Source organism: Paenibacillus amylolyticus (genome assembly GCF_001570725.1).
Taxonomy (GTDB): domain Bacteria; phylum Bacillota; class Bacilli; order Paenibacillales; family Paenibacillaceae; genus Paenibacillus; species Paenibacillus amylolyticus_A.
In genome coordinates this window covers 41,178-54,139 of sequence record NZ_BCNV01000005.1, presented here as the reverse complement: position 1 = coordinate 54,139, position 12,962 = coordinate 41,178, and the positions used below count along the sequence as shown (strand labels likewise).

Genomic DNA, 12,962 nt, shown 5'->3' with positions numbered 1-12,962 from the left:
ACATTCCTCCGTGGGTGCCTTGCGCACCTTTGTATTGGTCTGTCCGTCCTCTATCCCGGCAGGCATGTTACGCAATAAACCGACTGAGAAGCGTGCTAACGGACAGTAAAAATCTCCTTCCGTTACATTCAAGGGAAGGTTTGCGCTGCTTTAACGCAGCAGTATTAGTGTACCAGTACCCTTTTTCAAAGTCAAATCAAATGGCGAACAATTAGATATAGTACAACTGTAATGTTCGGGATTTACCCACTATTTCGACACAAAAAACCGGAGACTACAGTCCAAGCTTGCTTGACTGCTATCACCGGTTCAAGGATTCCCAGTTCCATGCGAATCTATATCTGGTATTTATATCACATGTTTAAGTCCAGTTACGCTAATGGTTGATCTTCGGGACAGACGATTTTGCTTCCTGATCGAAGCCGTCAGCACCTGCCCGTTACATCGCGAAGGCGTCATTGTGCGCCCTCTCGTAATTGACGAATTTATTAAAGTTTTTCAGGAAGACCAGTTCCACTGTACCTACCGGACCATTACGCTGTTTCGCGATAATGATCTCGATAATGTTTTTCTTCTCGGTCTCCTGGTTGTAGTAGTCATCCCGATACAGAAACGCTACGATGTCGGCATCTTGCTCGATCGAACCCGATTCCCGCAAGTCACTCATCATCGGACGTTTATCCTGACGTTGCTCTACACCCCGGCTCAGCTGGGACAACGCAATAACCGGAACTTCCAGTTCCCGGCCAATCTGTTTCAGTGTACGTGAAATCTCGGATACCTCTTGTTGACGGTTCTCCCCTGCTTTACCACGTCCACTGATCAGTTGAAGATAGTCGATCAGGATCATGCCAAGGCCTTTCTCTTTCTTCAGACGACGGCATTTGGCACGAATATCCGCTACAGTAATCCCTGGCGTATCATCTATAAAGATGTTGGCTTCTGACAAAGCTGCAATACCCATCGTCAGCTTCTGCCAGTCTTCATCACCTTTGAAATCACCCATACGCATTACGCTGGCATCCAGGTTGGCTTCCGCACAGATCATACGTTGCACCAACTGGGCGGCTGACATCTCCAGACTGAAGATGGCTACCGTCTCCTGAGCCCGAATGGCAACGTTCTGAGCGATATTCAGGGCGAAGGCCGTCTTACCTACAGAAGGACGGGCCGCTACAATGATCAAGTCACTGCGCTGGAATCCGGCAGTCATCTTGTCCAGATCAATAAATCCGGACGGAATGCCCGTCGTTGTTCCCTTGTTCTGATGTAGGGTCTCCACACGATCGAATACTTCCATCAGTACGTCCTGAATGGCTATAAAACCACTACTGGAGCGACGGTTGGAGATCTCCAGAATGCGACGCTCCGCTTCTCCGAGCATGGCTGCAACATCTTCGCCGCCTGTATATCCTTCGCTCACGATCTGTGTTGCCGTACGAATCAGGCGACGCAGCATCGATTTCTCTTCGATAATCTGAGCGTAATAGTCTACGTTCGCCGCCGTAGGTACACCATGAGCCAGCTTCGCCAGATAACTAACGCCGCCAATGTCCTCCAGCTCACCTTTATCCTTCAGAAGCGAAGTCAGTGTCACGAGGTCAATCGGTTGATTTCCCTCACCAAGCTGGATCATCGCTTCAAAGATTAATTGATGGGGCTTATCATAGAAATCCTCGGTTTGCACCCGTTCCATCGCTGTAATCAGGGCTTCGCCCTGCAACAGGATTGCACCCAGCACGGCCTGTTCGGCTTCCAGGTTCTGCGGGGGAATCCGGTCGAATAACATTTCGCCGCCCATCTTACTCTTCCGTTACCTGTACCTTCAAGGTTGCCTTCACTTCAGGGTGAACCTTGACAGTTACTTGTGTTACGCCGAGTGTACGAATAGGCTCGTCCAGCTCAATTTTGCGTTTGTCTACTTTCAGACCTTTTTTAGACAAAGCTTCTGCGATCTGTTTGCTGGTAATGGCACCGAACAGACGACCACCTTCACCGGACTTGGCTTTCAGTTCAGTCACTTCTGCTTCCAGCTTCTTCGCGAGTGCTTCCGCTTCTGCTTTCTCTTCTTGTTTGATTCTTTCTTCAGCAGCCTTCTGGTTGTCCAAAGTCTTCATGTTGCCATCTGTTGCTGGACGTGCGATTCCCCGTGGCAGTAGGAAGTTCTGTGCGTAGCCCTCAGATACTTCTTTCACTTGCCCTTTCTTGCCTTGACCCTTCATATCTTTTATAAAAATGACTTTCATTCGAACAGCCCCTCTTCCTTTTCGATTTCAGCCAGTACGTTCGTCAGCCGGTTTTCTGCCTCTCCAAGCGTTCCTTCAAGCTGCACGGCAGCATTGGTTAAATGTCCGCCACCGCCCAGTCGTTCCATAACAACCTGAACATTCATGCGCCCCAGCGATCTCGCGCTGATGCCAATCAGTCCATCCGGACGCTCACTAATCACAAATGAAGCGACCACGTCAGTCATATTCAGCAATGTGTCCGCCACCTGGGCGATCATCATCTGTGGAATCTTGCTGCCAGGGTCCGTGACCGCCAGCGCAATGTTCCCGTATACCATTTTAGCATGCTTTATGATTTCTGCCTTAGCAATATATTCTGACAGATCCTCTTTCATCAACCGTTGGATCATAATGGTGTCTGCACCACTGCGACGCAGGAAGCCTGCCGCTTCAAACGTTCTGGACCCGGTGTGGAGTGCAAAATGCTTCGTATCCACGGTAATCCCGGCAAGTAGAGCCGTAGCTTCCAGCGGAGTGAATTGTACCTTGTCATGAATGTATTGCAAAAGTTCAGTTACCAGTTCCGCAGCAGAGGACGCATAAGGCTCCAGATAGATCAACACCGCGTCATTGATGAACTCTTCACCTCGGCGATGATGGTCCACAACCACGACACGGGTTGCAGACTGTACCAATTTCGGCTCCATGGTCATGGAGGCCTTATGCGTATCAACCACAACCAACAATGTGTGCTCGGTCATCATCTGGGTTGCCTGTTCTGGTGATACGAATGCTTTGGACAACTTCTCGTCCTTGTTCACCTGCTCCATCATGCGTTCAATCGATGGATTAATTCCATCCAAAACAATCCGGGCTTCCACATTGTACAGGCTGGCCGCTTTCCACACTCCGATGGATGCGCCGATCGCATCCATATCCGGAATTTTGTGGCCCATGATAAGTACCCGATCGCTCTCCTGCATCAAATCACGCAGCGCATGAGCAATAACGCGGGCTCTGACCCGTGTCCGTTTCTCCACTGCATTGGACTTGCCGCCATAGAAAGACAGGCGTTGCCCGGACTTCACAGCAGCCTGATCGCCACCACGTCCGAGTGCCATGTCCAGACTGGACTGTGCCAGTTCTCCCATCTCACTGATGCTATCCGATCCAAATGCCAGTCCTACACTGAGTGTCATTGGCACTTTGAGGTCAGCAGTCATCTCCCGAACTTCATCTAAAATGACAAATCGGCTCTGCTCCAGTTCCTGCAAAGACTTATGGTTCAGCATCAACAGATACCGATCAGAAGATAGACGACGCAGGTACACTTCGTACCGCTTGGCCCATGACGTAATCTCACTGGTCACACGGGCAATTAGCGCTGTACGCTGCTGGTCGTCCATGCCCTGGGCAGCCTCGTCCAGATTATCCAGAACAAGAATACCCAATGCAAGGCGCTCATTTTCATATTTATCACGAAGAATGGCTAGCTCCGTAATCTCGTATACATATACATACCGCTCCTGCGGGTTATGAATAACTCCATAATGCCGATCATCCAACTGGAATTCGTCATGAAACTCCTTGGATGAATGTTCCTTGGTCCCATCCTTCTTCTCTTTAGGCTGAGGAAGTTTGGGAAACAAATTAAGTAGCGGATTACCCACCATTGTCTTCTCCTGGAACATCTCCGCGACAAAGCGGTTATGCCACTCTACCGTACGATCTTCGCTGTACAGCACAATTCCGAATGGAAGCATGCTGACCGCTTCCCCTTCCATCCGTTTGATCCGAATAGATAGGCCATTAATGTAGTCGTTAAGCTCACGGCGGAACGCGAGCTCCGCCTTAATCATGACGATTCCCAGCGCCGAAGCCAGTATCAGACTAATCAAACCAAGCGTCCAGTTATAGATGGTAACGAACATCACGAGCAACAGCAGCAGTATGAACGCCCATACGGTATAGTAGCCGTGCCAGCGTTTCTTCAGAAATTTAGGCATGACTCATCACCCTATCGTTTTGATTTCGATATTGCCTCACGAAGCGGGAACGCCAGATCGATAATTCCGATAATCCGAAGCGGGCCAATGAAGAAGACCGCAACTGCAAGAAAATACGGTATAACCGGATTCCATTTCTTTGTATGTGAGAGAAAGAAGAAGAAGCCGATCGCTTGAATCATGAAGCCCAGATTGATCAATGGCGACAGATTCATGGCAATCATGGTCCAGTACGTTCCATCACTTTGTCTAGAGATGACTTCGATCAACAAGGCGAGGAAATAATACCAGATCAGCGCACGTGGCATACGCCACTCTCTCGCTGGTGGAAGCTTCGATACCGTCACACCCATTACGTTCAGGATTGGACGAGCAATAACGTGTGTGATGAAGGCCATTACCATCGATGTAACAACGAGGGCAAAAGGAATCATAAGCTGCGTTTGTTTGGCAACATCCTCGGTCATCTCAGGCGTCCATGCAAACCCGTTAATCATCTGATTGGATGTATTCGTTAACGGTTCGATGGTCAGTCTGACCACATCTTCAATATAGCTGGACAGGTCGAATTGGAAAATGACACTGCCGACCAAGAGCAACAATAAGTATTCTGCCAGCATCGTGCCACTTCCCGCCATAAGCGTGAACAGGGCCGATTTACGTGTTTTATACGCGTGACCCATAACGAGCGCAGGCAAGGTAAAGATAAGCAATAGCAGCAGATAGATCGGATGGAATATCACCAAAATAACGGCTACGGGCACGAGATGCCATATAAATGATTTTAAAGATAATGAAGCATACAAAATAACTCCCGGAATCATCATAAAAAATATGGCAAGTACCGATAAAGGAGTTAACAGCGAAAGTAACAGGAGCAGATAGACTGCACTCCAAACAGCTGATTTAAAGCTAAATTTCAACAAATTCACCTCTTACGCATATGATCTTCTAGCGCGGAAATATCCTGGTACCAGTCTTCAAGCTGGTGACCTTCCTGTTTATGCTTTTTCAACTTCTCAACAAGCAGTGCATCCAGATCCTTGAAAGGAATACCGAGCCTGCGGCCCAATATGTAACTACTCATAATCAAACTGGCAAGACTGTCTCCGATTCGAGTTGTACTGCCTTCCCATAACGCCTTGAATAATCGGGATACTTGATCAAGTACTTCGGTTTTAAGCCATTCAATCACTTTAGCGCGTTTGGCTACATCCAGTTCTTTAGGCATTTGGCGAAAGTCACTCTCCCCCGAAAAAGCTTTATTCTCGATTATAGCATAAAAAGAGGGCCCGCAAAATTACCCCAAAAAGCGGAGAATTTCTCCGAAACTGATGTCAGGTACTTATGCGGAGTCCTCCGTACATCCAATCGACATATATACTTGTAAACAAACTTCGAATGCGTCCTTGGTTCAGGACTTCTTAAGTTTAACATGATACCTGACGGCTGTGATTATCCCTGCTGTCACAATAATGTTTATATTCGTTACGGCTTACTTGGCCTTAATCGATTCTTTGGCTACAATGCCTTCGCAGTACTCAATAATCTGACTCCGTCTGACAATACCAATGAACCGCTCCATATCATCCACCACAGGAACAAAGTTCTGAACTTTTGCCAGATTAATCAGGTCTTCCATATTGGCATCAATAGAAACGGGCTTAATATCCAGGCGAAGCGGAACGTCTTTGAGCAAGAACTTTGAAGCGTTTTCAAATGAAATCTTTCCCTCGGCATTCTTCATGTACCACAATAAGTCGCCTTCGGTAACCGTACCAATATATTTGCCTTCCTTATTCAAAATGGGCACCGCCGTAAACCGATGATACTCCATCCGTTCCAACGTTTGCCGCAGCGTAGAATCCGACGTCACGCATGTAACCTCTTGTTTGGGCAGCAAAAAAAATGCGATGTTCATACCCTTACGTATCCTCCTTGTGAATTTCTTCGTTCAACTTATCTCGCTCAACTTATATTATACGGATCAGAACGCAGGATGTTCCAAAAGGATCATGGATCTCACTACAAAGAAAAAAACAGCAGCCCGCGAATAAACGTACTGCTGATTGTGGTCTACAACAAACCATCGGTATGGAATTGATTATTCAATCATTTGCCGGTCAGGGATCATTACTTCACCGGCTGGGGTCGATTGATCCATCCAGTTGTTAATCAGCTCTTTGGCATATTGGACATCTTTCTCGTCAGCACGGCCATAATAGATACCGTCTTTACGCATCCCCTCACCCAGAATGGTGAAGCTTGAGATCTGTGGTTTCTCCTGAGTAAGCACCTGTTTAGCCAGATCAATAATGAAAGAAGCTCGCATATCCGTCTGGAAGCTATCTCCCATAATCTGAATCAATTCCGGAATTTTGGCGATTTGATTCAAATTCAACATCTCATTCGCCATCGCGTTCAAGAAAATCTGCTGCCGCTTGGTACGATTAAAATCGCTATCCTCACGGTATCTTACATAATACAGTGCTTCCTGCCCGTCATAGATCGGCTTGCCGCCTTCAATCGTGAATTGCACATGATTCGGGTCCTTGTTCACAATGTCCTCATCAATCGGCAGTTTTACACCACCCAGCGCATCAACGACTTTTTTGATCCCGTCGAAGTTGATCGTTGCATAATATCCTACATCGGCATCAAGGAATTTCTCCACCGTATTGATGGACATATTCTCCCCACCGAACGCATAGGCATGCGCCAGCTTATCATAATCATCTTCGCCGTCCTTGTTCGCATCCCGTCCCACAATCTGCACATACGTGTCACGTGGAATGGACACCAATAGTACACGGGACTCTTTTGGACGAACTACAGCGTAGATCACTGTATCTGAACGTCCACGCGTCTTCTCATAGGCGCGTTTGTCCGAACCCAACAGTAACACCGAGAATGGTTCCTTGCGATATACCGTTGGATCAGGCGTATTGTTACCTTCCTGCGGTACATAAGAGCGGGATAGCTGATCTTCTACCGAACCGGCAAGAAACAGATCAAATGCAGCTACAGCCAGCTGTTGACGGAACAGATAACCTCCGATTAACAAAACAACAAGCGAAACGAGCGTTATATATAGGCCTTTTCTTCTTTTCTTCTTCTTATCTTTAGTTCTGCTTTTCATCCATTGATTCCTTCTTCACTATCAAAATGATAATCCATAATACCAATTAAACGTCTGGCATGCCTTGTGACTCGGTGTTCTCTGAAGTTTTCTCTATCTGGAATCAAGACACCGCTTACGCTCGTTCTATTGTAATCATTGCGAGGAGATGAAAAGTTACAATCCGGTTAAATTGAAAAGAACAGCGACTCCTTTTTTAGTTACAAAAGGTACACTGTTCTCTTCATTTCGACACACTATTGAATCAGTTTGTGGATATACTTTCCACATGCTGGCTCTTCTCTTTTTGACGCAAACGTCCCGTTATCAGCGCAGCTACCAGCGTAAGCACACTGAATACGACCGCAGACCAGAAGAGGCCATTGTAACCCTGACCTGTCGTTTGATGCACTGCCTGAAGCAAGACATCACGGATACCTTCATCCGGAATTTGGGATAGGCCCTCTGTCAGACTGGACACATCACTCCCGGATGATCCACCCGAGGCATATTGCTCAAGCATCTCAGGCGGCACCTGAATTCCTTTATCAGCAAACCCTGCCTGAATGTTGGACCCCAAATTAATGAAAGAACGTGCCAGGAATCCGGCAAAAATCGTAGGCGCAATAGCCATAGCCATCTGGCGGAATAACGAACTGGTTGCTACCGCGATACCTTTGTTGCTCTCTCCCGCCTGTTCCGTGACAAGTACGTTAACTGGCGCACCAAGCATCATGCCGAAGCCGATACCTACGAGCGTACTCGCGATGACAAATTGCCAGATATGCTCTACCCATAGCGGGAAAAGTAGGAATCCAATAGCGGATAACACACCCGCAACCGATAACGTCCAGATTGGCCCTTTGCGGTCAACGAGGTATCCACCTCCGCCTGCCCCAATGCCGGATGCCAGCGCGAGCGGAGTAAACCAGTACCCGGAGGCTGTATTGGATACGCCGAGATATTGCTCAACAAATCCGGGAATAAAGATTACCGAGGCCAGAATGGCTCCTGAGAAAAAAGCAATCAGCAGCGTCCAGCGAAAGGACGCGATGCCCAGAAGCTGTGTCGATACAACAGGTTCACGTTCAGATCCTTCGAGTCTTTTTTCCATGAAGTAAAAGAGCACCAGAATGATCACACCTGCCAAGAAGAAACCGTAGAACATCGGTGACCCCAGACTTTGAAGCATGTTCACACCGTCCAGATTACTGAAGCTATACATTAAACTGAGTACACCTAGTGTTAGGACAGCGATACCGCTCCAGTCCACTGCTGCACGGTTCAGTTCCTGCTCTTCATGAATAAATCGAATACCCGCAATGAATAGCAAAATGGCGATAGGCACGTTGATTAGGAACAACCAATGCCAGTTGCCCGTAATGTCCAGTATGAAAGCACCAACATTGGGCCCCAAAATGGCGGCAACACCATTCATACCTCCAAGCAGACCCAAAGCTGTACCTTGACGCTCCACTGGGAACTTGCTTAATACGTATGAGCTGGCAATGATAAAGATCCCCCCGCCGCCCAAAGCTTGAATGACACGAGCGATCAGGAAGAAGGTAAACGATGTGCTTAGCGCGACGAGCAAGGACCCGATCCCAAACAACGCCACTTCAATCAAAAATAGTTTCTTGCGACCATAACGATCCGACAGCTTGCCCGCAATAGGAACACTCACTGCAAGTCCAAGCGTGTAGAGCGTAATTGTCCACGCCCCCCATGTTGGCGACACACCAAACGATGCATTTAAGGTGGTCAGTGAAGAGGTGATGATCCCATTATCCAACGCAGCCATAAATACACCTATGGCAAACAGGATCAGCGGCCATTTCATTTGTTTTTGCATCACATGTTACCTCCCGATCAGATCTTAAATTCAGTATCGTACAGTTGGTTTGGTACATATATATTAAACCGAATTGAATAATAATGACTCATTGGTCATTTTAAAGCAAAAGAAATCCATATGTCAATTTAATAATATGGTTATATGGTTCATTTTACCTCTGCTCCGATAAAATAAAGCTGCCCACAGGTTCGGTCGAACCTGTGGGACAGTCCTCAATGTCTAACGTATTATGGCTGCATCAGATGACGATTCAGGAATTTCTCAATCGCACGGTACAGATCGAGCTGATTCTCTACGTTCGCGAAGCCATGACCTTCGTTTGTCTTTAACATATACGGTACATCAACTCCACGCTTGCGTAATGCTTCAACGATCTGGTCTGACTCGGCTTGTTTGACACGTGGATCATTAGCGCCCTGAACCACGAATAATGGGGCCTTCATCTGATCGATGTGGAAGAGTGGTGAAATAGCTGTCAACAGTTCCTTGTCCTTCTCGGGATCTCCCACACGTTCATAGAACATACTGCGCTCTGATTCCCAGTAAGGTGGCAGTGAATCCAGAAGGGTGAAGATGTTGGAAGGTCCAACATAGCTAATTCCTGCAGCGTAAACATCTGGTGTGAATGCCAGTCCTGCAAGAGCCGCATAACCTCCGTAGGATCCACCATAGATCGCTACGCGCTTCGCATCAACCGTTCCCTCTGCAACTAGCCAATTCACGCCGTCTGTGAGGTCGTTCTGCATGGCTTTACCCCACTCTTTATTACCAGCATCCAGGAATTCCTTACCGTACCCCGTGGAGCCACGGAAGTTCACCTGTAGAACAGCATAGCCACGACTTGCCAGAAATTGAATCTCAGGATTGAAGCCCCATGAATCACGAGCCCAAGGACCACCATGTGGAACAACCAGCAGTGGCAAGTTAGAAGCCTTTGCTCCTTGAGGCAGTGTAAGATAACCATGAAGGGTTAGACCGTCACGTGACTTATACGTAATGGGCTTCATGTCCGACATTTGGCTCTCATCAATCCAAGGTGCGGCATCAGCCAATTTATCGAGTTTAGCTGTTTTGGAATCGTAGAAATAATACGTGCCCATTGTTTTGTCGTTATAGGCTACAAAAAGTACCTGGCCTTCCTCACTTATGCTGGTTAGACTAACTTCCTTGCCTGGCACTTTCGCTTTGATATCCTGCATTAACGTTTTGAACTCTTGATCAAAGAATTCATAGTTCACTTTATCTGTTTCATACACAGCAGCAAGAATAGTTCCTTTTTCTTTGGAAGGGATGAAGCTGCTTACATCCACATCTTTATTTTCATAGATGGTTTTGGTTACCTTCTTGCTGCTTGGACTGTACTCTACAATTGCCGTTTTGTCTCGCTCCAAGTTAGATACGGCATAGATATTTTTATTGTCGTACGTGAACATGACTGGAGCAAAAGTCTCTCCCAGCTTCGTTGTCAGTAGCGGCTCAAATTCTTTATCCTCTGATTCACGATACAGTAACGAAGACACATTACCATCACTGGATACGGCAACACGAATTTTGCCTTCGTGATCCGTTAGCCAGCCTGTAATATTGCCCGGATTCTCTGCCGCAAGCACAGCCTCTCCTGTCTTGATGTTAATACGGTATACATCGAAGATGCGTGGATCACGTTTGTTCAGACCTACCAGAATCTCATCCGGGATATTCTCAAGCGGATCTACCAGGATGGCTCTTGTATTAGGATACGGCGTCAGATCCTTGCTGTTTTTACCATCGATATCCGTAATATATAAATGATAATTCTCATCGCCTGCCTTATCTTGCACGTAGAGCAGCTTGTCATTGGTTGCCCATGCAAATCCTGCGATATTACGTTCTGTTTCACTCGTAATGCGTACAGGCTTATCCTGGCCGTTTGCGGTAACTACGATATTCATGCGGTTGTTCCATGGCTCCAGGTAAGCGAGATGTTTACCGTCAGGCGACATCTGGAACCCTGCCTGAGCAGGCTGTTTGAAGAAGTCCTCCAGAGGTGTGAGACCCTCTGACTTCACATCAAGTCCAAGCGCCAGATACAGGGCATCTGCGAATTCGCCATGAGTCACCGATTGTTTGGCATTAAATGCGCTACCTTCGATAATAAAATGCTGCTTAACCCGTGCAGCGTCATTCGCATGTACAGCTGGAATCTGATCGGCATCGCTGTATACTACCTGGATTCCATTATCCTTCAGTTCGAATGCACGCGTAAACAACGATGCCATTTGTGCACGTGTAAGTGGCGCATCCGGGGCATAGCCTTTTGCCTTCCCTTGAATGAGCCCACCTTGCTTCAGAGCGTAGATGGCAGGCGCAGCTTCATTCTCCGGCGTAACATCTGCAAAACCTGTAAGTGATGCAGGCGCATCCAGTTTAAGTACACGTTGCAGAATGATTGCCGCTTCGGCACGAGTGATCGGAGTTGTTACCTCTGTGATTTCATCTATGTATCCCAGTTGCTGTAGTGTTTGTGTCGCCTTGGAAGCAATGGCCTCCGAGACTGCCGCTGTGGGTTTTACGGCTTCTGCCGCTTGTACAGCTGGCTGAATCAGTGCAACGGACATGGCCATAGTAAGCGTGAGAGCGTATACCTTTTTGCTGATCGCGTTCAAACGATTTCCCCCTTTAAAGTGAATTACAGAATAATATGGAATTATACGTAAGTCATTTTACCATGATTAACCACAAGATAACAGCGAGAAGAGCTCCTATACAATGTCCTTGTTCACAAGTTATTTCGATCCCGAAAATCCATAGTTGAACAACTTTCGCGTCTCCACAAAACGCCCTTCACGAGTATCTGTTCCAAATACAACGGAAATCAGTCTTTTGCCATCACGTTCAGCTGTCCCAACAAAATGATATCCGGAATCTTCATCATACCCGGTCTTCAATCCATCATTCCCATCGTAAGCATACGGCCCACCAATGGAGGACAACATCCAGTTCGTGTTACTCATGTACATTCCTTTTTGATGCATCGATACTTGCATTTGACTGGAGATTCTTAAGATCTCGGGATGGTTATTCAGCAGATATCGCGCAAGCTTACAAGCATCTATAGCCGTCATTAAGGTCTGCCCTTGTATTTCGGTCGGACGATTAGGACCAAGCAGCTTTTCACTCAGGCCTGTTGAATTCGTGAATTGTGTATCCTCAGACAGCCCAATCTGAGATGCTTTTTGGTTCATCTGCTGCACAAACTTATGCTCTGTACCACTGATATGTTCAGCCAAAGCAACCGCTGCATCATTCGCTGAATAGACAGCTACAATCTGGAATAAATCCTTTACTGTTAATTGCTCACCCTGTTTCAAGGTCAGTTGACTGCCCCCTACCGAACTGGCATACAGACTCACATTAACAAGATCGTCCCAGCTTATATCACCATTGATCACGGCCTCCATCACAAGCAGTTCTGTCATCAACTTACTCACGCCTGCCGGAGCAATCTCCTCAGAGCCGTTAAAGTCCATTAAGACCTGTTCAGAATTCATATCCATTAAGACAGCAGATTCAGCTTTAATTCCCGGTTTGCCTACCAGCATGTCCGGTTTCACACCCAAATATATAATGAGCAGCAGAGCTAGCAGCATACCTGCCCGTTTCCACCATTTTTTCATAAGATAATCACCTCTTACCTATATAGACGAAGTGAAAGGGTATTTTGTCTGCACTTTTTTGAAAAAAAGTTAAATTTTTTTTATTTTTTGGTTACAAAA

General features: G+C 46.9%; 10 protein-coding genes. All 10 read right to left on the bottom strand.

The features are described 5' to 3' along the window. Positions 1–439: 439 nt before the first annotated feature. The 10 genes from dnaB to PAHA3_RS20320 all read right to left on the bottom strand — a co-directional run bounded on the left by dnaB (position 440) and on the right by PAHA3_RS20320 (position 12,863). The gene (gene dnaB / locus PAHA3_RS20365; protein ID WP_036611922.1) at positions 440–1,801 is read right to left on the bottom strand and encodes a replicative DNA helicase; all 1,362 of its coding nucleotides are present in this window, start codon (positions 1,799–1,801) and stop codon (positions 440–442) included. 1 nt (position 1,802) lies between these two features. Further along, positions 1,803–2,246, bottom strand: a complete 444-nt coding sequence (gene rplI / locus PAHA3_RS20360) for a 50S ribosomal protein L9 (protein ID WP_062836541.1) — start codon at positions 2,244–2,246, stop codon at positions 1,803–1,805. Continuing rightward, complete coding sequence (locus PAHA3_RS20355; RefSeq protein WP_062836540.1) at positions 2,243–4,234, bottom strand: DHH family phosphoesterase; 1,992 nt, start codon at positions 4,232–4,234, stop codon at positions 2,243–2,245. The genes rplI and PAHA3_RS20355 overlap by 4 nt, the downstream gene beginning before the upstream one ends. Before the next feature lie 11 nt (positions 4,235–4,245). Beyond that, entirely contained in the window at positions 4,246–5,166 is a 921-nt protein-coding gene (locus PAHA3_RS20350; protein ID WP_235599515.1) for a DUF2232 domain-containing protein, read from the bottom strand. Further along, the gene (locus PAHA3_RS20345) at positions 5,163–5,465 is read right to left on the bottom strand and encodes a MazG-like family protein (RefSeq protein ID WP_017691445.1); all 303 of its coding nucleotides are present in this window, start codon (positions 5,463–5,465) and stop codon (positions 5,163–5,165) included. Before PAHA3_RS20345 ends, PAHA3_RS20350 begins: the two co-directional genes overlap by 4 nt. Positions 5,466–5,729: 264 nt before the next feature. Beyond that, entirely contained in the window at positions 5,730–6,155 is a 426-nt protein-coding gene (locus PAHA3_RS20340) for a CBS domain-containing protein (RefSeq protein WP_062836539.1), read from the bottom strand. A gap of 183 nt (positions 6,156–6,338) precedes the next feature. Beyond that, on the bottom strand, positions 6,339–7,373 hold the full coding sequence (locus tag PAHA3_RS20335) for an LCP family protein (protein ID WP_062836538.1): 1,035 nt from the start codon (positions 7,371–7,373) through the stop codon (positions 6,339–6,341). A 244-nt stretch (positions 7,374–7,617) separates the two neighbouring features. Continuing rightward, the gene (locus PAHA3_RS20330) at positions 7,618–9,204 is read right to left on the bottom strand and encodes an MFS transporter (RefSeq protein ID WP_062836537.1); all 1,587 of its coding nucleotides are present in this window, start codon (positions 9,202–9,204) and stop codon (positions 7,618–7,620) included. Positions 9,205–9,434: 230 nt separating this feature from the next. Further along, positions 9,435–11,852, bottom strand: a complete 2,418-nt coding sequence (locus tag PAHA3_RS20325) for a S9 family peptidase (RefSeq protein ID WP_062836536.1) — start codon at positions 11,850–11,852, stop codon at positions 9,435–9,437. A gap of 120 nt (positions 11,853–11,972) precedes the next feature. Then, complete coding sequence (locus PAHA3_RS20320; protein ID WP_062836535.1) at positions 11,973–12,863, bottom strand: D-alanyl-D-alanine carboxypeptidase family protein; 891 nt, start codon at positions 12,861–12,863, stop codon at positions 11,973–11,975. Positions 12,864–12,962: the final 99 nt, after the last annotated feature.

Excerpts from the sequence above, each read along its gene's own strand:
- dnaB (WP_036611922.1), bottom strand. The coding sequence starts at position 1,801 with ATGGGCGGCGAAATGTTATTCGACCGGATTCCCCCGCAGAACCTGGAA.
- rplI (WP_062836541.1), bottom strand. The coding sequence starts at position 2,246 with ATGAAAGTCATTTTTATAAAAGATATGAAGGGTCAAGGCAAGAAAGGG.
- PAHA3_RS20355 (WP_062836540.1), bottom strand. The coding sequence starts at position 4,234 with ATGCCTAAATTTCTGAAGAAACGCTGGCACGGCTACTATACCGTATGG.
- PAHA3_RS20345 (WP_017691445.1), bottom strand. The coding sequence starts at position 5,465 with ATGCCTAAAGAACTGGATGTAGCCAAACGCGCTAAAGTGATTGAATGG.
- PAHA3_RS20340 (WP_062836539.1), bottom strand. The coding sequence starts at position 6,155 with ATGAACATCGCATTTTTTTTGCTGCCCAAACAAGAGGTTACATGCGTG.
- PAHA3_RS20335 (WP_062836538.1), bottom strand. The coding sequence starts at position 7,373 with ATGAAAAGCAGAACTAAAGATAAGAAGAAGAAAAGAAGAAAAGGCCTA.
- PAHA3_RS20330 (WP_062836537.1), bottom strand. The coding sequence starts at position 9,204 with ATGCAAAAACAAATGAAATGGCCGCTGATCCTGTTTGCCATAGGTGTA.
- PAHA3_RS20320 (WP_062836535.1), bottom strand. The coding sequence starts at position 12,863 with ATGAAAAAATGGTGGAAACGGGCAGGTATGCTGCTAGCTCTGCTGCTC.